18 protein-coding genes and 1 riboswitch are annotated in these 21,079 nt (G+C 71.9%); of the genes, 12 read left to right on the top strand and 6 right to left on the bottom strand.

Annotated features, from left to right (window positions below; translation table 11 throughout):
* Nucleotides 1–7: 7 nt before the first annotated feature.
* From OG510_RS27340 to OG510_RS27315, 6 genes are all read left to right on the top strand, one after another.
* Nucleotides 8–1,192, top strand: coding sequence for a flotillin family protein (locus OG510_RS27340; RefSeq protein WP_164265925.1), 1,185 nt, complete (start codon nucleotides 8–10; stop codon nucleotides 1,190–1,192).
* Between the two features lie 144 nt (nucleotides 1,193–1,336).
* Nucleotides 1,337–1,511: riboswitch (cobalamin riboswitch) on the top strand.
* 112 nt (nucleotides 1,512–1,623) lie between these two features.
* Nucleotides 1,624–2,829, top strand: coding sequence for a prenyltransferase/squalene oxidase repeat-containing protein (locus OG510_RS27335; protein WP_406140284.1), 1,206 nt, complete (start codon nucleotides 1,624–1,626; stop codon nucleotides 2,827–2,829).
* 11 nt (nucleotides 2,830–2,840) lie between these two features.
* Complete coding sequence (locus OG510_RS27330) at nucleotides 2,841–3,620, top strand: SCO2322 family protein (RefSeq protein ID WP_406142586.1); 780 nt, start codon at nucleotides 2,841–2,843, stop codon at nucleotides 3,618–3,620.
* The gene (locus tag OG510_RS27325; protein WP_406140283.1) at nucleotides 3,617–4,804 is read left to right on the top strand and encodes an energy-coupling factor transporter transmembrane component T; all 1,188 of its coding nucleotides are present in this window, start codon (nucleotides 3,617–3,619) and stop codon (nucleotides 4,802–4,804) included. The genes OG510_RS27330 and OG510_RS27325 overlap by 4 nt, the downstream gene beginning before the upstream one ends.
* Complete coding sequence (locus OG510_RS27320; protein WP_406140282.1) at nucleotides 4,805–6,406, top strand: ABC transporter ATP-binding protein; 1,602 nt, start codon at nucleotides 4,805–4,807, stop codon at nucleotides 6,404–6,406.
* Complete coding sequence (locus OG510_RS27315) at nucleotides 6,370–7,365, top strand: ECF transporter S component (RefSeq protein ID WP_406142585.1); 996 nt, start codon at nucleotides 6,370–6,372, stop codon at nucleotides 7,363–7,365. The genes OG510_RS27320 and OG510_RS27315 overlap by 37 nt, the downstream gene beginning before the upstream one ends.
* On the opposite strand, the gene OG510_RS27310 is transcribed toward OG510_RS27315, so the two are convergent.
* Complete coding sequence (locus OG510_RS27310) at nucleotides 7,349–8,518, bottom strand: steroid 3-ketoacyl-CoA thiolase (RefSeq protein WP_164266419.1); 1,170 nt, start codon at nucleotides 8,516–8,518, stop codon at nucleotides 7,349–7,351. The genes OG510_RS27315 and OG510_RS27310 overlap by 17 nt on opposite strands.
* Before the next feature lie 292 nt (nucleotides 8,519–8,810).
* Between OG510_RS27310 and OG510_RS27305 the strand changes: the two genes are divergently transcribed.
* Nucleotides 8,811–10,055 (top strand): cytochrome P450, encoded by a 1,245-nt coding sequence (locus OG510_RS27305; protein WP_406140280.1) that lies wholly within the window; start codon nucleotides 8,811–8,813, stop codon nucleotides 10,053–10,055.
* Between the two features lie 51 nt (nucleotides 10,056–10,106).
* Here the strand turns inward: OG510_RS27305 and OG510_RS27300 are convergent, their stop codons facing one another.
* The gene (locus OG510_RS27300; RefSeq protein WP_406142583.1) at nucleotides 10,107–12,164 is read right to left on the bottom strand and encodes a bifunctional glycosyltransferase 87/phosphatase PAP2 family protein; all 2,058 of its coding nucleotides are present in this window, start codon (nucleotides 12,162–12,164) and stop codon (nucleotides 10,107–10,109) included.
* A gap of 548 nt (nucleotides 12,165–12,712) precedes the next feature.
* Here OG510_RS27300 and OG510_RS27295 point away from each other — a divergent pair.
* On the top strand, nucleotides 12,713–13,795 hold the full coding sequence (locus OG510_RS27295; RefSeq protein WP_406140279.1) for a DUF2330 domain-containing protein: 1,083 nt from the start codon (nucleotides 12,713–12,715) through the stop codon (nucleotides 13,793–13,795).
* Nucleotides 13,796–13,940: 145 nt separating this feature from the next.
* The gene (locus OG510_RS27290) at nucleotides 13,941–14,267 is read left to right on the top strand and encodes an antibiotic biosynthesis monooxygenase family protein (RefSeq protein WP_406140278.1); all 327 of its coding nucleotides are present in this window, start codon (nucleotides 13,941–13,943) and stop codon (nucleotides 14,265–14,267) included.
* A gap of 13 nt (nucleotides 14,268–14,280) precedes the next feature.
* Here the strand turns inward: OG510_RS27290 and OG510_RS27285 are convergent, their stop codons facing one another.
* Nucleotides 14,281–14,937, bottom strand: a complete 657-nt coding sequence (locus tag OG510_RS27285; RefSeq protein WP_406140277.1) for a hypothetical protein — start codon at nucleotides 14,935–14,937, stop codon at nucleotides 14,281–14,283.
* Complete coding sequence (locus OG510_RS27280; RefSeq protein ID WP_406140276.1) at nucleotides 14,937–15,515, bottom strand: hypothetical protein; 579 nt, start codon at nucleotides 15,513–15,515, stop codon at nucleotides 14,937–14,939. Before OG510_RS27280 ends, OG510_RS27285 begins: the two co-directional genes overlap by 1 nt.
* Nucleotides 15,516–15,611: 96 nt before the next feature.
* Here OG510_RS27280 and OG510_RS27275 point away from each other — a divergent pair, with 96 nt between their 5' ends.
* Nucleotides 15,612–16,097, top strand: coding sequence for a GNAT family N-acetyltransferase (locus OG510_RS27275; RefSeq protein ID WP_406140275.1), 486 nt, complete (start codon nucleotides 15,612–15,614; stop codon nucleotides 16,095–16,097).
* Between the two features lie 43 nt (nucleotides 16,098–16,140).
* Here the strand turns inward: OG510_RS27275 and OG510_RS27270 are convergent, their stop codons facing one another.
* Nucleotides 16,141–18,180 (bottom strand): DHA2 family efflux MFS transporter permease subunit, encoded by a 2,040-nt coding sequence (locus OG510_RS27270; RefSeq protein ID WP_406140274.1) that lies wholly within the window; start codon nucleotides 18,178–18,180, stop codon nucleotides 16,141–16,143.
* Between OG510_RS27270 and OG510_RS27265 the strand changes: the two genes are divergently transcribed.
* Both OG510_RS27265 and OG510_RS27260 read left to right on the top strand, forming a co-directional pair.
* Nucleotides 18,179–19,252, top strand: a complete 1,074-nt coding sequence (locus OG510_RS27265; RefSeq protein ID WP_406140272.1) for a peptidoglycan-binding protein — start codon at nucleotides 18,179–18,181, stop codon at nucleotides 19,250–19,252. The genes OG510_RS27270 and OG510_RS27265 overlap by 2 nt on opposite strands.
* A 155-nt stretch (nucleotides 19,253–19,407) precedes the next feature.
* Entirely contained in the window at nucleotides 19,408–20,061 is a 654-nt protein-coding gene (locus OG510_RS27260) for an HAD-IA family hydrolase (RefSeq protein WP_406140271.1), read from the top strand.
* A gap of 60 nt (nucleotides 20,062–20,121) precedes the next feature.
* On the opposite strand, the gene OG510_RS27255 is transcribed toward OG510_RS27260, so the two are convergent.
* The gene (locus tag OG510_RS27255) at nucleotides 20,122–20,703 is read right to left on the bottom strand and encodes a TMEM165/GDT1 family protein (RefSeq protein ID WP_164264873.1); all 582 of its coding nucleotides are present in this window, start codon (nucleotides 20,701–20,703) and stop codon (nucleotides 20,122–20,124) included.
* Nucleotides 20,704–21,079 lie beyond the last annotated feature (376 nt).

Genomic DNA, 21,079 nt, shown 5'->3' with positions numbered 1-21,079 from the left:
ACCAAGGATGTTGGGTTATCGCGTTCCGGCGCCGGACGAGGCCATGCTCATCTCAGGAGGCAGGCGTGGTCTGGGCGGTGCGCCCTTCAGGGTCGTGACCGGGCACGGCAAGTTCGTGCTGCCGGTCTTCCGCAAGACCCGCTTCCTGACGCTGGCGATGTGCGAGGCGGAGGTCGCCGAGACCTGTGTGACCCGGCAGGGCATCGTGCTGACCGTGCGGGCCGTCATCGCCTTCAAGGTCGGCAACGACACCGAGAGCATCGTCAACGCCGGCCAGCGCTTCCTCTCCGACCAGGACCAGATGTCGGTGCTGACCGGCCGGATCTTCTCCGGCCATCTGCGGTCGATCATCGGGTCGATGACCGTCGAGGAGATCGTCACCGAGCGGCAGAAGCTCGCCACCGAGGTGCTGGAGACCTCCAAGACGGAGATGGCCAAGATCGGTCTGATCGTGGACTCGCTCCAGATCCAGTCGATCGACGACGGCGAGACGGGCTACATCGCCGCGATGTCCGCCCCGCACACGGCGGCCATCCAGCGACAGGCGCAGATCGCGCAGGCGCAGGCCACGCAGCAGTCGGTGGAGGCGCAGCAGGAGGCCAACCGTAACCAGGCCGAGTACCAGCGGCAGACCGCCGTCGTACAGGCGCAGTACTCGGCGGAGGTGGACCGGGCGCAGGCGGAGGCCGCCCAGGCCGGTCCGCTCGCCCAGGCGCACGCGCAGCAGGAGGTGCTCGCGGCCCAGACCGAACTGGCCGAGCGCGCCGCCCAGTTGCGCCAGCAGCAGCTGGTCGCCGAGATCGTGAAGCCCGCCGAGGCGGACGCCGAGCGCATCAGGGTGCTGGCCGTGGCCGAGGCCGAGCGGATGAAGATCCAGGCCGCGGCAGCCGCCTCGTACGACCGGGTGGCGCTCGACCGGATGCTGATCGACCAGCTCCCGCAGATCGTCAAGGAGGCCGCTTCCGGTCTCGCGGGTGCCAATGTCAACGTGCTCAACGGCGCGGACGGCCTGGGCGAGATCGCGGCCGGTCTGGTGGGCCAGGGTCTGACGATCCTCGACTCGGTACGGAAGAACCTCGGCGCGCAGGACGACGACGCCCACCAGGGCGGCCGGGGCGCGGAGATCCAGCGCTACCTCGGCGGGAAGTCCGGCAACGACAACGGCGACAACGGGCCGGTCGACATCAAGTAGGGCTGTGCAGGACCGATGAAAGCCGTTTCGGCCCCCGGGCCGTTACGGGGCGGCAACGGACGGCGGCGCACCGGATCCAGCGGTGCGCCGCCGTCCGTTGCCGTTCAGGCAGAGGCACCCGTGCCCCGCCCCCGGGGCCGTGACCGGCACGCCGGTACAGTAGGAAGGTCGTCATCACACCCGCACAGGGGGAAGCCGGTGCAAATCCGGCGCTGACCCCTTCCCCAAGCTCTCGGCTTCGCTCGACCAGGGGATGCCCCATCCGTAAACCGTCGATTTGCGGCGGTGAGCCGGACCGCCCTGTACGGAAGTGACCGGCTCGCGCCACCGGAGCCTCCGGTGGCCGGCACCGTCGAGGTATACGGAGCCGGAGCCCCGGTGCCTGAGTGGGCCCGAGTCCCGGCTTCCCCGCAGGAGAGGCCCCGCCCGCCATGACCCTTCGCCGCAGCGCCACCGCGCTGGCCGCATCCGCCGTACTCTGCGCGGCCGCTGCACCGACGGCCTTCGCCGGCTCCCCGTCGCCGTCGGCCCCGGCGTCCCCGGTGCTCCCCTCCGGTCTGTACGGCAAGACCGACCCCAAGTACGACGGCGTCTGGCGCCAGTCCCTCGCGCTGATCGCGCAGGACGCCACCGGGGTGCGCCCCGCCACGAAGGCCGTCGACTGGCTGACCGGCCAGCAGTGCGCCGACGGCGCCTTCACCTCCTTCCGCGCCGACGTGACGAAGCCGTGCGGCCCGAAGGAGCTCCTGGACACCAACGCCACCGCGGCAGCCGTCCAGGCCCTGGACGCGCTCGGCGGGCACGACGCCGCCGTGAAGAAGGGCGCCGCCTGGCTGAAGTCCGTGGCGGGCAAGGACGGCGGCTGGAGCTACAACCCGGGCGGCGTCAGCGACGCGAACTCCACATCGGTGGTGATCGGCGCGCTCGCCGCGGCCGGTGAGCCCACGGCCAAGGCCAAGAAGGTGCTGGTCTCGCTCGCGATCCCGTGCGACGCCAAGGAGGGCGGCGGCGGCTTCGCGTACCAGCCGGACAAGAAGACGGGGAAGCTGTACGCGAACGCCGACGCGACGGGCGCGGCCGTGCTGGGCACCCTGGGCGCCGGTCTGGCACCGCGCCCCGGCGGCAAGGACGTCAGCGGCACGGGCTGTCTGAACGCCTCGACGCCCGCCCAGACCGCGCACAACGGCGCCACCTATCTCGCCGGTGCGACCGCGGGGAAGGCGTATCTGAAGTCGGCGATGCCGGGCGCCGAGGACCAGCCCGACTACGGCAACACCGCCGACGCGGTGACCGCGCTCGGCGCCGACGGGCTGATCGCCCAGGCCAGGCAGCCGCTCGCCTGGCTGGAACAGCACGCTGCCGGATGGGCGCGGCAGAGCGGTCCCGCCGCGTACGCCCAGCTGATCTTCGCGGCCCGCGCGAACGGGATCGACCCGCACGACTTCGGCGGCGCCGACCTGGTCAAGCAGCTCAACGCGACCGGTCCGGCCCCCGCTTCGTCGGAGCGGGCCGCCGACGCGAAGAAGGACAGCGACCGCTCGGGCGTCAGCGTCTGGTGGATCGTCGGCGTCGGCCTGGTCGCCGGAATCGGCATCGGCTTCCTGCTCAGCATGCGCGGCAGGAAGCGACAGGTCTGATGCGCCGCCCGATGCCCCATGCGGTACGCCGCCCGATACGTCGTCCGACGCGCCGCCCGACACTCCGTAAGCACCACCGCGTGCGGACAGGTTCCGTCCGGCTGACCGCCCTGGCGGTCGCGGTGGGCGCGGCGCTCACCGCGCTCACGGCGTTCGGGGCGGCTCCCGCGCAGGCCGCCGGGTACCGGTACTGGTCGTTCTGGGACCGCTCGGGCAGCGGCTGGCAGTACGCGACCGAGGGGCCGTCGACGGCCAGGCCCGCCGACGGGGACGTCCAGGGTTTCCGGTTCGCGGTCAGCGCGGACTCCCAGGACGCGAGCAAGCCGCGCGTCCCGGCGCGGGGCGGACCCCTCACCTTCGACGGTATCTGCGGGAAGACCCCGGCCGAGGGCGGCTCCAAGCGGGTCGCGCTGGTCATCGACTTCGGCACGGCGGCCGACGCGCCGGGCGGCGAGAGGCCGCCGGCCGAGCGCACCGTGTGCGCGCGGGTCGGCGGGGACGCGACCAGCGCCGAGGCGCTCGCCGCCGTCGCCAAGCCGCTGCGTTACAACAGCGACGCGCTGCTCTGCTCGATCGCCGGCTACCCCAGGACCGGCTGCGGCGAGCAGGTGGCACAGAAACAGCCGGGCGGGAAGAACGACAAGCCGGCCGGCAGCGCCGCGCAGAGCACCAGCGGCGACAGCGGTGACAGCGGTGGCCCGTCCGCCGGGCTCGTCGGCGGGATCGCCGCGGTGGTCGTGCTCGGCGCGGCCGGTGTGTGGCAGGCGCGCCGCAGGCGCAACAGCGGATGACCGTGTCACTCCGCGCCCCCGCCGTGGGCCGCAGCAACGCCCTGCACGCGGGGGCCTGGTGGCTGTGGGCCCTCGGTCTGGCCACCGCGGCTTCCCGTACGACCAACCCGCTGCTGCTCGGCCTGCTGGTGGGGGTGGCGGGCTATGTGGTGGCGGCCCGGCGCACGGACGCGCCCTGGGCCCGCTCGTACGGCACGTTCGTACGGCTCGGGCTGTTCGTCATCGGTATCCGGCTGGTGTTCTCGGTGGTCCTCGGCTCACCGGTCCCCGGCTCGCACACGCTCTTCACCCTGCCCGGGCTCCCGCTGCCGCACTGGGCGCAGGGGGTACGGATCGGCGGCCGGGTGACGGCGGAGCAGCTGGTCTTCGCGCTGTACGACGGCGCGAAGCTGGCCACGCTGCTGATCTGTGTGGGCGCGGCGAACGCCCTCGCCAATCCGGCCCGGCTCCTCAAGTCCCTGCCGGGCGCCCTGTACGAGGTCGGGGTGGCGGTCGTCGTCGCGATGACCTTCGCGCCGAACATGGTCGCCGATGTGGTGCGGCTGCGGACCGCGCGGCGGCTGCGCGGCCGTCCCACGGGCGGGGTGAGGGCGGTCCTGCAGATCGGGCTGCCGGTCCTGGAGGGCGCGCTGGAGCGGTCGGTCGCCGTCGCGGCGTCGATGGACGCCCGCGGATACGGCAGGACGGCGCAGGTGCCGCGTGCGGTCCGGCACACCACGACCGCGCTGACGCTCGGCGGGCTGCTCGGGGTCTGTGCGGGGACGTACGGTCTGCTGGCCGCCGAGGGTGCCTCGTACGGTCTGCCGGTGCTCGGGGTGGGGCTGCTGGCCGCGCTGGCCGGGCTCAGGCTGGGCGGCCGCAGGTCCGTGCGGACGCGCTACCGGCCGGATGTGTGGGGCCCGCGCGCCTGGCTGGTCGCGGGCTCGGGGGTCGCGGTGGCCGCGCTGATGATCTGGGCGGGCGGCCGGGACACGGCGGCCCTGCACCCGGGTGTGGTCCCGCTGGTGGCGCCGGTGCTGCCGCTGTGGCCGGCGGGCGCGGTGCTGATCGGTCTCGTCCCCGCGTTCGTGGCCCCGGTACCGAAGGCTGCCGTACCGCGGGCCCCCGTTGCGGAAGCCCGCGTACCGCAAGGCTCAGTGGCGAAAGGCCCCGTACCGAAGAGAAAGAAAGAGGAGAGGGCGTAAGTGATCCGGTTCGAGCAGGTGTCGGTCACGTACGCCGATGCGCGGGAGCCCGCCGTGCGAGGGGTCGATCTGACCGTGCCCGAAGGGGAGCTGGTGCTGCTCGTCGGCCCCTCGGGCGTCGGCAAGTCGACGCTGCTCGGCGCGGTGTCCGGGCTGGTGCCGCACTTCACCGGCGGGGTGCTGCGCGGCCGGGTCACCGTCGACGGCCGGGACACCCGTACCCACAAACCACGCGAACTCGCCGATCTGGTCGGGACGGTCGGCCAGGATCCGCTCGCCCACTTCGTGACGGACACCGTCGAGGACGAGCTGGCGTACGGCATGGAGTCGCTGGGCGTCGCCCCTGACGTGATGCGCAGGCGGGTGGAGGAGACCCTCGACCTGCTGGGCCTCACCGAGCTGCGCGACCGCCCGATCGCGACGCTCTCCGGCGGTCAGCAGCAGCGGGTCGCGATCGGCTCCGTGCTGACCCCGCACCCCAAGGTGCTGGTCCTCGACGAGCCGACGTCCGCGCTCGACCCGGCGGCGGCCGAGGAGGTGCTGGCCGTCCTGCAGCGGCTGGTGCACGACCTGGGCACGACGGTGCTGATGGCCGAACACCGGCTGGAGCGGGTGGTGCAGTACGCGGACCAGGTGATCCTGCTGCCCGGCCCCGGCGAGGCTCCGGTGCTCGGCACACCCGCCGATGTGATGGCGGTGTCCCCCGTCTTCCCGCCGGTCGTCGCGCTGGGCAGGCTGGCGGGCTGGGATCCGCTGCCGCTGTCCGTACGGGACGCCAGGCGGCGGGCCGCCGCGCTCCGCGAGCGGCTGGCCGGCCTGGCCCGCACGGACCCGGCCGCTCCGCCGCCCGCCGAACCGGTCGCCGCGGCCGAGCGGCTGGGCCTGCGGCGCGGGCGGATCGAGGCGCTGCGGCAGGTCTCCCTCTCGGTGCGGCCCGGCGAGACGGTCGCGCTGATGGGCCGCAACGGCGCGGGCAAGTCCACCCTGCTCGGCACGTTCGTCGGCATGCACGAGCCGTCGTCGGGGTCGGTCCTGGTCGGCGGGAGGACCCCGCACCGGACGCCGCCGCGCGAGATGATCCGCCGGGTGGGGCTCGTACCGCAGGAGCCGCGCGATCTGCTGTACGCGGACACGGTGGCCGCCGAGTGCGCGGCGGCCGACGCGGACGCGGGCGCCGCCCCCGGCAGCTGCCGGGCCCTGGTCTCCGAACTGCTCCCGGGCGTCCCGGACTCCACCCATCCCCGTGATCTCTCCGAAGGCCAGCGGCTGGCGCTGGCCCTGGCGATCGTCCTGACCGGCCGTCCCCCGCTGCTGCTGCTCGACGAGCCGACGCGCGGCCTGGACTACGCGGCGAAGGCCCGGCTGGTCGGGGTGTTGCGGGCGCTGGCGAGTGAGGGGCACGCCATCGTGCTGGCCACCCATGACGTGGAGCTGGCCGCCGAACTCGCCCACCGGGTCGTCATCCTGGCCGACGGCGAGGTCGTCGCGGACGGGCCGACCCCGGAGGTCGTGGTCTCGTCGCCGTCCTTCGCACCGCAGGTCGCGAAGATCCTCGCGCCGCAGGACTGGCTGACGGTGACCCAGGTACGGGAGGCGCTGTGAGGGCCATCGGTCTCGGGCCGCGTTCGGTCGCCGCGCTCGTCCTGATCACGGTGATCGGGGTGTTCGCCTTCGGCTGGCCGCTGCTCGCCGACTCCGCGTCCGGGCTCGCGCACTCGCAGGACGCGCCGTGGCTGTTCGCCGCGCTGCTTCCGCTGCTTGTGGCCGTCGTGGTGGCGACCATCGCCGACGCCGGTCTCGACGCGAAGGCGGTGGCGATGCTCGGTGTGCTGGCGGCGGTCGGCGCCGCGCTGCGACCGCTCGGCGCGGGCACGGCGGGACTTGAGCCGATGTTCTTCCTGATGGTGCTGAGCGGGCGGGTGCTCGGCCCCGGATTCGGCTTCGTGCTCGGCTCGGTCACGATGTTCGCCTCCGCGCTGCTGACCGGCGGGGTCGGGCCGTGGATGCCCTTCCAGATGCTGGCGATGGGCTGGTTCACGATGGGCGCCGGGCTGCTGCCGGGTGCCCGGCGGCTGCGCGGGCGGGCCGAGTTGCTGATGCTCGCGGGATACGGGTGCCTGGCGGCGTTCGCGTACGGCACGGTCATGAATCTGCAGGGCTGGACGTATATCGGCGGGCTCTCGTCCGGGATCTCCTTCCACCCCGGTGCCGCGGTCGGGGCGAATCTGGCGCGCTTCTTCGCGTACTGCGCGGCCACGTCGCTCGGCTGGGACCTGGGGCGGGCGGCCGTCACCGTCGTACTGACCCTGGTGGTCGGCTCGACCGTCCTGAAGGCACTGCGCAGGGCGACCCGGCGCGCGGCCTTCGACGCGGAGGCGGCGTTCGCCCCGGAGACGGGCGTCGCTCTGAAGACAGGCTCCGCCCCGGAGACGGGCTCCGGCCCGAAGGCAGGCGTCGCCCCGGAGACAGGCTCCGCCCCGGAGACGGGCTCCGACGCCGGGCAGGACCGGTCCGGTCCCGCCCGCCCCGGATCCATCGCAGGTTCTACAGCCGCTGAATGATGGTGCCGGTGGCCAGCGCGCCGCCCGCGCACATGGTGATCAGCGCGAACTCCTTGTCCCTGCGCTCCAGCTCGTGCAGCGCGGTGGTGATCAGCCGGGCGCCGGTCGCCCCCACCGGGTGCCCGAGCGCGATCGCTCCGCCGTTCACATTGACCTTCTCCAGGTCCTGCTCGAAGACCTTGGCCCAGCTGAGCACCACCGAGGCGAACGCCTCGTTGATCTCGACGATGTCGATGTCCTTGAGCGACATCCCCGCCTTGCCGAGCACCGCACGCGTCGCGTCCACCGGCCCGTCCAGATGGAAGTGCGGGTCCGAACCCACCAGCGCCTGGGCGACGATCCGCGCCCGCGGCCTGAGTTTGAGGGCCCGTGCCATCCGCTTGGACGCCCACATGATCGCGCAGGCCCCGTCGGATATCTGCGAGGAGTTCCCGGCGGTGTGCACGGCGACCGGCATCACCGGCTTGAGCCCGGCGAGCCCCTCCATGGTGGTGTCACGCAGCCCCTCGTCCCGGTCGACCAGGCGCCACATGCCCTGCCCCGCGGCCTGTTCGTCCTCGGTGGTGGGGACCTGGACGGCGAACGTCTCCCGTTTGAAGCGCTCCTCGGCCCAGGCGGCGGCGGCACGCTCCTGCGAGATCAGGCCGAGCGAGTCGACGTTCTCGCGGGTCAGCCCGCGGTGCCGGGCGATCCGCTCGGCGGCCTCGAACTGGTTCGGCAGGTCGACGTTCCACTCGTCGGGGAACGGCTTGCCAGGGCCGTGCTTGGAGCCGCTGCCCAGCGGCACCCGTGACATCGCCTCGACACCGCAGCTGATGCCGACGTCCACGACCCCGCCCGCGATCATGTTGGCCACCATGTGGCTGGCCTGCTGCGATGACCCGCACTGACAGTCCACGGTGGTCGCAGCGGTCTCGTACGGCAGCCCCATCGCCAGCCACGCGCTGCGCGCCGGGTTCATGGACTGCTCGCCCGCGTGGGTGACCGTACCGCCGACGATCTGCTCGACGCAGTCGGCGTGGATGGCGGTGCGGCCCAGGAGTTCACGGTAGGTCTCGCCCAGCAGATAGGCGGGATGGAGATTGGCGAGGGCGCCTCCGCGCCTGCCGATGGGGGTACGTACGGCTTCGACGATGACGGGTTCCGCGGCCATGAGCTCGTCCTCTCCTCCACGTCCGCTGAGGCGTCCCGGCGCCCGCGCGGAAGAACTGATACGCGTTCTAGTTCTCTGTGCAGTCTTATGAGTGCTACCCCCGGTACGCAAGGCCCTTGCACGGGTATTGCGCCGCCGCACGCCCCCTTGGCGCGCAACAACTCCGTCCGGAACCCTTGCTCCTTGTAGAACTCGTTACTATCTTCGGACCACTTCTGATGGGTCGTCAGACGGTCAGCGGCCGGACACAGCCAGAGCGCACAGTCAGCCAGACCTGGAGTTGGAGGAGCCGATGCACTGCCCCCATCTGCCCGAAGGATTCGACTTCACGGATCCGGATCTGCTCCAAGACCGGGTCCCACACCCCGAGTTCGCCCAGCTCCGGCAGACCGCACCGGTCTGGTGGTGCACCCAGCCGGCCGGAATCGCGGGCTTCGGCGACGAGGGGTACTGGGCCGTCACCCGGCACGCGGACGTCAAGTACGTCTCCACGCACCCGGAGCTGTTCTCGTCGAACACCAACACCGCGGTCATCAGGTTCAACGAGTCGATCAGCCGCGACCAGATCGACGTACAGCGGCTGATCATGCTGAACATGGACCCGCCCGAGCACACCCGGGTCCGCCAGATCGTCCAGCGCGGCTTCACCCCGCGGGCCATCCGCTCCCTGGAGGACGCGCTGCGCCACCGCGCCCGCTCGATCGTCGAGACCGCCCTGGCGGGCGCGGCGGACGACGGCTCCTTCGACTTCGTGACCAACATCGCGGTGGAGCTGCCGCTCCAGGCCATCGCCGAGCTGATCGGCGTACCGCAGCAGGACCGCTCGAAGATCTTCGACTGGTCCAACAAGATGGCGGCGTACGACGACCCCGAGTACGCGATCACGGAGGAGGTCGGCACCGAGGCGGCCATGGAGATCGTCTCGTACGCGATGAATCTCGCGGCGGAGCGCAAGGAGTGCCCGGCCAAGGACATCGTGTCCACGCTGGTCGCGGCGGAGGGCGAGGGGAACCTGTCGTCCGACGAGTTCGGCTTCTTCGTCATCCTGCTCGCCGTGGCGGGCAACGAGACCACCCGCAACGCGATCAGCCACGGCATGCACGCCTTCCTCACGCACCCCGAACAGTGGGAGCGCTACAAGACGGACCGGCCCGAGACGACGGCCGAGGAGATCGTGCGCTGGGCCACCCCGGTGGTCTCCTTCCAGCGCACGGCGACCCAGGACCTGGAGCTGGGCGGACAGCAGATCAAGGCCGGCGAACGGGTCGGCATCTTCTACTCGTCGGCCAACAACGACCCCGAGGTCTTCGAGAACCCGGAACAGTTCGACATCACCCGCGACCCCAACCCCCACCTCGGCTTCGGCGGCGGCGGCCCGCACTTCTGCCTGGGCAAGTCCCTGGCCGTACTGGAGATCAACCTGATCTTCAACGCGATAGCGGACGTACTGCCCGACCTGAAACTGACGGGCGACCCACGACGGCTCCGCTCGGCCTGGCTGAACGGCATCAAGGAACTCCAGGTGAACCGGGGGTGACCGGGGCGGTCCCGGCCCCGCACATGGGCCGGGACCCGCGCGGCGGGCCCGTCAGCCGGCCCCGGCCGCCTCGGGTGCCTGCTGTTCCGGCTCCTGCTCCTGTTTCTGCTGTTCCTGCTGTTCCTGCTGTTCCTGGTCCGGTGACAGCGGTTTCTGTCGCTGCGCCGGATCGGGCTGCCTTGCCGCGTCGGGGGCCAGCAGGGTGCGCGGGCCCGCCAGCAGGTAGGTGAGGCCGAAGCCGAGTGCCACCACCGTCGCGCCGCCGATCGCGTCCAGCACCCAGTGGTTGGCGGTGGCGATGATCGCGCTGACCGTGAAGATCGGGTGCAGCAGCGCGACCGCCTTCATCCAGCGCTTCGGGACCAGGACCGCGACCGTGACCCCGCACCACAGTGCCCAGCCGAAGTGCAGCGAGGGCATCGCCGCGTACTGGTTGGTCATCGCGGTCATCGCGCCGTAGTCCGGGTGCGCCAGGTCCTGAGCCCCGTGGACCGAGTCGATGAAGCCCAGGCCGGGCATCAGCCGGGGCGGGGCCAGCGGGAAGAAGTAGAAGCCGACCAGGCCGAGGAGGGTCGCGAAGGAGAGCGACGTACGCGCCCAGCGGTAGTCGCTGGGGCGGCGCACGTACAGCACGGCGAGGATCGCCAGCGGCACCACGAAGTGGAACGACTCGTAGTAGAAGTTGAAGAACGATTCGAGCCAGTGGACCTTCACCACCGCGTGGTTGACCCAGTGCTCGATGTTGATGTGCAGGGCCTTCTCGATCGAGACGACCGTACGGCCGTGCGCCTCGGCGGTGGAGCGGCCGCCGGTCGCGGCGGCCCGGATGTGCGAGTACACCGAGTAGCCGACGCGGATCGCGAGGAGTTCGAGCAGCAGGTTGGGGCGGGTCAGCACCCGCCGCCAGAACGGCAGCAGCGGCACCCGGCTCCAGCGGGCCGGGACCGGCGTGGCGTACACGGTGGGCTCCGCCGCGTCCCAGCCGGGCGCGGTGCGGCCCATGAAGGGCACCGCGCAGGCGGCGGCGATGGCGGTCAGCAGCACCACGTTGTCCCGCACCGGGTACAGCGCCGCCATGTTGGGCAGCAGCATGGTGCCGGGCAGCGTGCTCACCAGGACGACCACGGCGGGCCAGACCATCCGGTCGGCGACGCGCCGGCCGACCCGGCCGACGACCGCGAGCAGCACCCACAGCAGCTGGTGCTGCCAGGCGGTCGGCGAGACCGCGACCGCGGCGCAGCCCGTCACCGCGACGGCGAGCAGCAGCTGTCCGTCCTTCGCGTACCGCGCGGCGCGGCGCAGCGCGAGGACCGAGACCGCCACGGCGAGGACCAGGAAGACCACGATCTCCAGCGGCCCGTGCAGCCCGAAGCGCAGCAGCGCGCCGTGCATGGACTGGTTGGCGAGCCCGTCCGGGTGCGAGCCGAGACCGGCGCCCGCCACGTGGTGGATCCAGTACGTCCAGGAGTCACGCGCCATCAGGGCCCAGGCGAGCGCGGTGCAGACGGCGAAGGCAGCGGTGGCGGAGAGCGCGGCGCGTCTGCGGCCGGTCAGCCAGAGCAGCGGCACGAAGAGCAGCACGGTGGGCTGGAGCGCGGCCCCGAGCCCGATGAGCACTCCTGACCCGCGCTGGTCCCGTACGGCGAAGCACCCCAGCAGGACGAGGAGCACCGGGATGATGCTGGTCTGGCCGAGGTGGAAGGCGTTGCGCACCGGCAGCGACAGCATCAGCAGGCTGATGGCGACGGGGGCGGCGATCAGCCTCGTACGCCGGGAGACCTCGCCCGGCAGCGCGCGTGCGGCGACCAGGCCGAGGACGGCGACGAGCAGCAGCGAACCGAAGGTCCAGGCGACGCCGAGGCTCTGCTCGGCGGAGCGGGTGAGCGGTTTCAGCACGAGACCGGAGAACGGGGTTCCGGTGAACTTCCCGGTCGCGTAGAGCGGGCCGCCGATGTGCAGCACACCGTCGGCGCCCGTCCAGGTCTCCAGGTCGGTGAGGCGTCTGCTGGGCGGCAACCGCAGTATGGCGGCCACCTGCCGGACCGCCAGTGCGGCGACGACCAGCCAGAGCAGCGCTCGTGCCCGCTCGATTCCCGCTCCTGCGCCCACCGCAGTCCGCGCCCCGCTGTGCCCCTCGTTCGCCACGCCGCGCCGGCCCTCCGCCCGTCCTCGTAACCGGAGATACCCGGTCCCTGTGTCCGATAGGTGTCTGATAGCTCTGCCAGAGACTCGCACTGCCCCGTAGGAGGGACGCAGGCAACCCCTGGTTCACCTGACCATCCGCCGACAGCCCTGGCCGTGCCGTCCTGGCCGGGCCATTCAAGCACTGCCCGCAGCGAGCCGCAGGCCGCTCCGGTCCGTGGGACCCCTGCGTGGCCGATACCGCACGGCGGATCCGGGGCGCCGGACCGCCTGCGGAGTTGTCCGGAACCGGCCCCCTTCGTACGCCGTCTGTGCTCGTGTCGGACAGTGAAACGGAACTGAACAGCACGGCACATGTCGGTGACGGGGAGAGGCCACGGGGGATGCGGGTTCACGGGAGACGGATACCGGTACGGGCAGGGCGGCCGCCGATTCGGGGAACACGACTGCGAGGGCCGCGGCTGCGGGGGACGCGGCTGCGGGGGACGCGGCTGCGGAGCAGAACACTTCTTGTGGTGTTCGCACTGCTGGCGGTGCAGTTGGGTTCCCTGGTGGCACCGGCGTACGCCTGCGGATGCGGTGCGCTGGTGCACGACCCGTCATCCCGGCTGAATGTGGACCGGGAGACGTCGGCGGTGCGCTGGGACGGGCACAGTGAGCAGATCATGATGAGCCTGACGGTCGCGGGGAACGCGAAGCAGGCAGCCTGGATCATGCCGGTGCCCCACCGGGCCACGGTCACGCTCGGCGACAACGCGCTCTTCGACGCGCTGGATTCGGTCACGGCCCCGGTGCACCGCACCCGCCACCATTTCTGGCCGCACAGTGACGACTGGCCGTTCCGTTCCGGGTCGGGGAACGACGGCGCCTCCGCCGTCCCGCCCCGCGCGAGCGCTCCCGCCGTCGGTGTCGTCGGCCGGCAGCGGCTGGGGCCCTTCGACGTGGCCCGGCTGACGGCCACCGACCCCGGGGCCCTGGACAGCTGGCTCCGGCAGAACGGCTTCCGGCTGCCCGACGGGATGACGAACGACCTCAAGCCGTACGTCGACCGGAAATGGGAGTACGTGGCGGTGCGGCTGGCCCCCGACCGCAAGGGCGGCACGCTCGCGGGCATCCTCGACCCGCTGAAGCTGACCTTCGCCAGCGACCGGCTGGTCTATCCGATGCGGCTGTCCCGGCGTGCGCAGAACCCGCAGACCCTGGGCCTGTACGTGCTGGCCGCGCACCGGATGGAGCCGCGGAACAGCATCGGAGGGCTGCCGCCCGACGTGACGTACGCCGGGAAAATCCCGGCGGGGGGTGCGCTGGGCCGCTTCGCGGACGGGGAACCGTATCTGACCGCGCTGGAGCAGAGCTTCCCCGTGCCGTCCCGGATCAACGGGGACCACGAGCTGCGGCCTGCCGCGTCCGACCGGCCCTACCAGCGGGTGATCTACGAGGAGAAGTTGCTGACCGCGGGCGGGATCCCGGTCTGGCTGCTGACCGTGGGCGGGGTGCTGGTGGTGCTCGTGGTGGCCGCCCTGCTGCTGGTGCTGGCCCGGCGCCGCCGCCCGGTCGTGCCTCCGCCGCCGGTGCACGCGCCGCCGCCGCTCTCCTGATCCACGCTGCTGACCCCCTCTCCCGATTCGGGCTGGTGCTGATCCGCCGCCGCTGCTACGGATTCAGCGTGGCCAGGGGGTTACCCGGCCCGACGGCCCGACCCGCCCCGCACGGGCGGGTATCGGGTACGGCAGGATGGGCGATATGAGCATCGTGAAGATCAATGTCCTGACTGTGCCCGACGAGCAGCGCGAGGTACTGGAGAAGCGGTTCGCCTCCCGCGCGGGATCCGTGGAGAACTCCGACGGCTTCGAGTGGTTCGAGCTGCTGCGCCCGGTCGAGGGGACCGACCAGTACCTCGTCTACACCCGCTGGGCCACCGAGGCCGACTTCGAGAAGTGGATGGCGACGTCCATGCGCGGCGCCCACGCGGGCGGCGGCGAGGGCGGCGAGCGTCCCAGGCCCGCCGCCTCCGGCTCGACCCTGTGGTCCTTCGAGGTCGTCCAGCAGGCCGCCCCGAAGAACGGCTGACCGGAGCTGCCGCTCAGAGCTTCAGCAGGCGCTCCGTCACCTCGCGGTAGGTGCGGAGCGCGAGCCGCAGTTCCTCGGTGGCGGGCGTCCCGTCCTTGCCGTGCCAGGACGTCCGCAGGCTGTCGGACTGCTCGGTGAGGAGGGCGGTCACCCTCGTCACCGTCTCGTCGAGGACCCGGTCGGCCTGCTCGACCGCTTTCCTCGGCGCGTCGACGAAGCCGCTGACGGCTCCGTGCAGCCGCCGCTCCAGCTTCTCGCGCTCGTCGGCGGAGATGAGTTGGCCGGCGGGCCCGGACAGGGGGCCGGTGCCGGACGGTCCGGCGTCCGACGGGCCGGTGGCGTGGCCCGAGGCGTGCGCGGCCGTCACATGCCGGCCCGCCTCCTCGGTCTCGAAACCGCTCCCCCGCACATCCGCCGCGGGCTCCACGCCCGCCTCGGCGACGGAGTCCGGCACCGGCGCGGCCTCGTGCCCGCCGGCCGTACCCGCTTCGAAGCCGTCGCCCCTTACGTCCGGGACCCGTACATCCGGGACCTGTACATCCGGGACCTGTACATCCGGGACCCGCGCACCGGATCCGTGCGCAGCCGAGCCACGCTCTTCCGACCGCTCCTGCTGCTCCGACCGCTCGGGCCGTTCCTGACGCTCCGGTCGTTCCTGTTCGTACGCCATTACGCGCTCCCTCCCCGGACCCGCTCGGCCCCGCGGTCCGGATCGTGTTCCCGGGTGGCCACCAGCTCACCGAAGAGGCCGCGCGCTTCGAGCAGTGCGGCCCTGAGGTCCTCGGTGCCCGCGCCGTCCGCCACCGAACTGTGCAGCGTGCGGTAGCCGTTCACCTGGTGCGGGTGGTGCACCGACAGCGCGTCGACGTGGTTCTCCCGGTCCTCGGGAGCCGGGAATCCGCGCTCCTGCGCGAGTGCGCCGACGAGCCGTTCGGCCTCGGCGGCCGCCTGCCGCGGTGAGTCGACGAACTGCTCCTGGAGCCCGGTCCACCGGGACACGAACCGCTCCCGTGTCTCGGGGGTCAGCGGACGCTTCTCCATCGGGCCGTGCCGCTTCACCCGCTCACCGAGCTCCGCCTCCGCGGCTCCGGCATTGCCGTCATGGCGTGCCAGCACCCGGTCGTACTCGGGGCCGAAGCGGCGTCTCAGGCTGCCGCGGCGTGTCCCCCTGCCGGGCCCGAAGTACAGAAAAGCGGCGACAACAGCGACGAACACCACGATCACCGCGACGATCAGGACGATGGGCATGACGATGACTGCCTTCCTTCTCGCGAACGGACCGTTATTCGTACGCCGTTCGAGTGTCCCGGAATTCGGGTGCCAAACGACGGTGCCGCGGCCACAATGCCTCCGGTGACCTGGATCGTGGCCCCCGAGCCCTTCGACACCCCTGACGCGTACGCGCTGCGCCGCTCCTACTACGGCGAGGTGGCGGGCCGTTACTGGCGGCGGCCGGCCACCGAGCAGGAGATCGACGAGGGGCTGGCCGACGACGGCGTCGAGCAACTGGCCTTCCCCACCGGGGAGTTCCTGGTCGGGCGGCACGAGGGCAAGCCCGCGTCCTGTGGCGGGGTGCTGCTGCTCGACCCGGCGACCGCCGAGCTCACCCGGGTGTACACCCGCCCCGGACTGCGCGGCACCGGCGGCGGCTCGGTCCTGCTCGCCGCGCTGGAGGACGCGGCCCGGCGGCTGGGGGCGACCAGGATGGTGCTGAACACCCGGCTGGATCTCGTCGAGGCGCGCGGGCTGTACGTACGCCGGGGCTACCGGGAGATACCGGCGTACACGACCGGCCCGTACATGGAAATCTGGTACGGGAAGGACCTGTAGGCGCACGGGCACGGGCACGGGAAGAGCCTGTAAAGGCCGGGGCTCACACCGGCCGCTGCTCGTGTTCGCGCGGCCATTCGGCGTCCGAGCCGCACAGCTCACCGTTCAGCTCCTCCACCAGGACGACCAGATCGGTGGGCCGTTCGGGGCCCCACCAGTCGCCGAGCAGTTCGGCGAGGGAGTCCTCGCGGGCCTTGGCGAGCCGCGCCGCGACGTTCACACCCGGGTCGGTCAGCGCGAGCTGCACCCCTTCGCGTACGGCGAGGCCACGCTCCTCCGCCTGCCGGGCCGCTTCCGTGATGGCCCGCAGCGGAACCGGCGCGGTCTCGGCCAGCTGGGCCGGTTCGACCAGGCCGTGGCGTTTGATGCGCAGCAGCAGCCAGCTCGTGGCGGGGAGCAGGTCGTAGCCCGCCTTCGCGGTGATCGTCTCGTAGATCTCGCGCCGCCCCTCCCTGCTGCCGAGCACCGAGAGGGCCCGCATCACCTCGTCGTACGACGACCGCTGGACCGGGTTGGAGGCGAGCGTCTCGGTGACCTCCGGGGTGGTGACCGAGCCGCGCAGCTTGTCCTCCTTGAGGAACCAGGCGACGACGAAGGCGAGCAGCACCACGGGCACCGCGTACAGGAACACGTCGGTGATGGACGAGGCGTACGCGTGCAGCACGCGCGGGCGCAGCTGCGGCGGGAGGGCCGCGATGGCACGCGGGTCGGCCTGCAGGCTGCCCGCGCTCACCCCGGGCGGGAGCGGCCGGCCGGCCAGGGCGTCGCTGAGTTTGCCGTGCAGCCGGGTGGTGAAGATGGTGCCGAAGATAGCCACGCCGAAGGACGCCCCGATGGAGCGGAAGAAGGTCGCGCCCGAGGTGGCGACGCCGAGGTCCTGGTAGCTCACGGCGTTCTGCACGACGAGGACCAGGACCTGCATGACCAGGCCGAGCCCCAGGCCGAACACGAAGAAGCTGATACTCATCGACCAGGTCGAACTGTGCTCGGTCAGCCGGTGCAGCAGCGCGAGCCCGATCGCGGTGATGCCCGTCCCTGCGATCGGGAAGACCTTCCAGCGGCCGGTGCGGCTGACGATCTGGCCGGACGCGGTCGAGGAGAGCAGCAGGCCGAACACCATCGGGAGCATGTGCACGCCGGACATGGTCGGTGAGACGCCCTGGACGACCTGGAGGAAGGTCGGCAGATAGGTCATCGCGCCGAACATCGAGAAGCCGACGATGAAGCTGATGAGCGAGCAGAGCACGAAGGTCCTGATGCGGAAGAGCTTCAGGGGCAGTACGGGCTCGGCGGCGCCCCGTTCGACGTACACGAACAGGGCGAGCAGTACGACGGCCAGCACCGCGAGGCCGATGACCGGTGCCGATGCCCAGGCCCAGGTGGAGCCGCCGAGCGAGGCGACGAGCACCAGACAGGTGGCGACGGACGCGATGAGGAACGTACCGAGGTAGTCGATGGTGTGCTTCGTCGAGCGGACCGGGATGTGCAGCACGGCGGCGATGACACCGAGCGCGATCACGCCGATGGGGAGGTTGATGTAGAACACCCAGCGCCAGGTGAGGTGTTCGGTGAAGAGCCCGCCGAGCAGCGGGCCCAGCACACTCGTCGCGCCGAAGACGGCACCGAACAGTCCCTGGTACTTGCCGCGTTCGCGGGGCGGGACGATGTCGCCGACGATCGCCATCGACAGCACCATCAGACCGCCGCCGCCGAGGCCCTGGAGTGCGCGGAAGCCGATGAGCTGCGGCATGTTCTGCGCGACACCGCACAGCGCGGAGCCGATCAGGAAGATGACGATGGCCGTCTGGAAGAGCTTCTTGCGGCCGTACTGGTCACCGAGCTTGCCCCAGAGCGGTGTGGCGGCGGTCGAGGCCAGCATGTACGCCGTGACCACCCAGGACAGATGCTCCATGCCGCCGAGGTCGCTGACGATCGTGGGGAGCGCGGTCGAGACGATCGTCTGGTCGAGGGCGGCGAGGAGCATTCCGAGCAGCAGGGCGCCGATCGCCACGAGGACGGACCGCTGGGGTTGCCCGTCGGCCGCCACCGGCGCTGCCGGGGGTGCCGGGGTTTCCTGAGCCATGTCTCCCATCCTGGTGCTGCGGCATAATCGCCGCGAGTTCAAGGGGCGCGAGTTCAAGGGCGCGAGTCAAAGGCGCGAGTTCAAGGGGGTGGCCACAGTGAGCCATGAGGATTTCGATCCGCTGCGTGTACGGCCCTATGTACGGCTGCCTGATCCGCCACCGGATCCGCTGGACGACGTGGTGGGGGCCGCGTACCCGACAGCGCCGGCCGCCGCCGTGCGGGTGACGGGCGCGGGCGCGGGTGCGGGCGCGGTGGAGCCGGGGGCGGTTGGGGAGCAGCCGGGGCGGGGGCCGGCCGGGCAGCAGCCGGAGCCGGAGCCGGAGCCGGTGAGAACGGGGCCGGTGGAAACAGCGCCGGTGGAAACAGGGCCGGTGGAAACAGCGCCGTCACCGTTGGACCCAGTTGGGGAGCCCGAGCCGTCCGCGCGGCGGCGAAGACCCTTCACCGTGATCGCCGGTGGGGTGGCCGCGGTGGCGGTGCTGGGCGGCGCGGCGTTCGCGGCCGGGCTGTTCTCGCCCGACGGCCCCGCGGAGGACCAGGCCCTGCCCGACGTGATGACGAGCGCCCCCGACACCCCGGTCCAGCCGCCCCCGCCCTCCACGTCCGCCTCCGTATCCGCGTCCCCCTCAGGGACGGCGGACTCCCGCCCCACCGCGCCGTCCAGCGCGGCGGGACAGCCGAAGCCGTCCACCCCCACCGGCACACGGTCCGGACAGCCGTCCGCCGGTACCGGGGCGGCCACCGCTTCGGCGCCGGACGCCCCGGCCGCGCAGCCTTCGCAGGCCCCTCCCCCGGCGCCCAGCGGCACCCCCGACGCGGGTCAGCACCACCCCGCCGCACCGTCGGCCGCCGTACTGCGCCAGGGCGACAGCGGCCCCGGGGTCGTGGAGCTCCAGCAGCGGCTGGCGCAGCTCACCCTCTACCGCGGTCGGGCCGACGGCCGGTACGACGGCGACGTCGCGGACGCGGTGCGTACCTTCCAGTCCTGGATGGGCGTCGAAGGCGATCCGCCGGGCGTCTACGGGGCGCCCACCCGGCGCGCCCTGGAGTCGATGACCAGGCAGCCGTAGGCCATTGCGCGGAACCCGCGGGAAGGTGTGACCAGGACGGCTGGCGCGGAGCCCCCTTTGTTTTGTACCCTGACGAAACAAAGTGGTTCCGCCCGTACTCCCTGACCGGCGGGCGGGGCCGCCTTGTCTCTGCTCCCGCACCTCTGGAGTCCCTGATGACCGTCCTGCCCGCACGCGCCCTGCTCCTCGACATGGACGGGACACTGGTGAACTCGGACGCCGTGGTCGAGCGCATCTGGCACCGCTGGGCCGTCGAGCACGGCCTGGACCCGCACGAGTCGCTCAAGGTGGTGCACGGCCGTCAGGGGTACGCGACGATGGCCATCCTGCTGCCGGACCGCCCCGTCGAGGAGAACTACGCGGACAACCGCGCGATGCTCGCCCTGGAGACCGCCGACACCGAGGGCGTCGTCCCGGTCCCCGGCGCACCGGCTTTCATGGCCTCGCTGGCCACCCTGCCGCACGCACTGGTGACCTCGGCCGACGCGGGGCTCGCACGGGCCCGGATGACGGCCGCCGGTCTGCCGATGCCCGGGGTCCGGATCACCGCGGAGAGCGTCGGCGCCAGCAAGCCGGACCCGCAGGGCTTCCTCAAGGGCGCGGCCGAGCTGGGCTTCAGCCCGGACGAGTGCATCGTCTTCGAGGACTCGGAGGCGGGGATCGCCGCGGGCCTGGCGGCGGGCATGCGCGTGGTGGGCGTGGGCCCGCGCGCGGCGGCCCACCGGCCGACCGTGCAGGTGGCCGACCTGACGCGGATCCGCGTCGAGGGTACGGATGACGGCGCCCTGCTGGTCCACGTCACGGCCTGACCCCCACGGAAGACCTGGGGGCTGTTCGGCGGACCAGGAACAGCCCGCCAGCCGCGGGCCTCAGCCCGCGATCGCCTCGTACAGGCTGAATCCCGCGAGCACCAGCATCAGCGCGGCGGCGATCTTCGTGATCAGCCTCAGCGGCACATGCTTCATCAGCTTGCGGCCACCGAGGATCCCCAGGCCGCCCACCGCCCAGAGCGCCAGCACCGCGCCGATCCCGACCGAGACCGGGCTGTCGTAACGGGCCGCGAGGTTGGCCGTCATGATCTGGGTCAGGTCACCGAACTCGGCGACGAGAATCAGCATGAACCCGGCCCCTGCCACCTTCCAGAAGGACTGGTCGGCGGGGGCCTTCACCTCTTCCTCCTCCTCGTCCTTCTTGAAGAGGAGCATCGCCGCACCCGCGAGGAAGAGCGCACCGACGATCGCCTGCAGCAGCCGGTGCGGGATCAGGGTCAGCACGCTGCCCGCGGCGATGGCGAGCGCGACATGGACGGCGAAGGCCGCCGCGACCCCCACGAAGACGTACGAGGCCCGGTAGCGGGTACCCAGCATCAGGCCGGCGAGAGCGGTCTTGTCGGGGAGCTCGGCGAGAAAGACCACGCCGAAGGTGATCGCCAGGATCGTAAAGCTGATCACGGGTTGTTTCCTCAATCGGTTCGGGCTGACCGCACCGGGAGGACCTGACTCGAAGAGAAAAGGGGTCGCTTCGGCACGGCAGCGTCAACTGGACACTGCTGCCGAAGGTCTCGCTGGCGGGTCTCCAAGAAGATCCGCCTCCGGGCGCCGGCCGAACCGAGGTTCAGCAGTATGTCGACGTTCCGGCGAAGAGCTACTCCCCTTCTGCTCCGTACACGATACAGAATCCCCGGACTCCCCCGCCCCACCCGCACCAGCAGCCACACATTTCCGACAAAAGCCTGACCGAGTGACGACACGACCAAAAGTGCGACAACCGGCACAGAGGTCGCCCCACATACCCCGGCAGCACGGAAGGCCCCGGCGCCGCCGGATC

This window comes from Streptomyces sp. NBC_01089 (assembly GCF_045162975.1).
In the GTDB taxonomy this organism is placed as follows: Bacteria; Actinomycetota; Actinomycetes; order Streptomycetales; family Streptomycetaceae; genus Streptomyces.
The sequence above is the reverse complement of the archived record's forward strand: the minus strand, read 5'-3'. Positions and strand labels throughout refer to the sequence as shown.

Excerpts from the sequence above, each read along its gene's own strand:
- OG510_RS27310 (WP_164266419.1), bottom strand. The coding sequence starts at position 8,518 with ATGGCCGCGGAACCCGTCATCGTCGAAGCCGTACGTACCCCCATCGGC.
- OG510_RS27265 (WP_406140272.1), top strand. The coding sequence starts at position 18,179 with ATGTCTCCCATCCTGGTGCTGCGGCATAATCGCCGCGAGTTCAAGGGG.
- OG510_RS27335 (WP_406140284.1), top strand. The coding sequence starts at position 1,624 with ATGACCCTTCGCCGCAGCGCCACCGCGCTGGCCGCATCCGCCGTACTC.
- OG510_RS27280 (WP_406140276.1), bottom strand. The coding sequence starts at position 15,515 with ATGCCCATCGTCCTGATCGTCGCGGTGATCGTGGTGTTCGTCGCTGTT.
- OG510_RS27290 (WP_406140278.1), top strand. The coding sequence starts at position 13,941 with ATGAGCATCGTGAAGATCAATGTCCTGACTGTGCCCGACGAGCAGCGC.
- OG510_RS27305 (WP_406140280.1), top strand. The coding sequence starts at position 8,811 with ATGCACTGCCCCCATCTGCCCGAAGGATTCGACTTCACGGATCCGGAT.
- OG510_RS27270 (WP_406140274.1), bottom strand. The coding sequence starts at position 18,180 with ATGGCTCAGGAAACCCCGGCACCCCCGGCAGCGCCGGTGGCGGCCGAC.
- OG510_RS27330 (WP_406142586.1), top strand. The coding sequence starts at position 2,841 with ATGCCCCATGCGGTACGCCGCCCGATACGTCGTCCGACGCGCCGCCCG.
- OG510_RS27260 (WP_406140271.1), top strand. The coding sequence starts at position 19,408 with ATGACCGTCCTGCCCGCACGCGCCCTGCTCCTCGACATGGACGGGACA.
- OG510_RS27285 (WP_406140277.1), bottom strand. The coding sequence starts at position 14,937 with ATGGCGTACGAACAGGAACGACCGGAGCGTCAGGAACGGCCCGAGCGG.
- OG510_RS27325 (WP_406140283.1), top strand. The coding sequence starts at position 3,617 with ATGACCGTGTCACTCCGCGCCCCCGCCGTGGGCCGCAGCAACGCCCTG.
- OG510_RS27340 (WP_164265925.1), top strand. The coding sequence starts at position 8 with ATGTTGGGTTATCGCGTTCCGGCGCCGGACGAGGCCATGCTCATCTCA.
- OG510_RS27275 (WP_406140275.1), top strand. The coding sequence starts at position 15,612 with ATGCCTCCGGTGACCTGGATCGTGGCCCCCGAGCCCTTCGACACCCCT.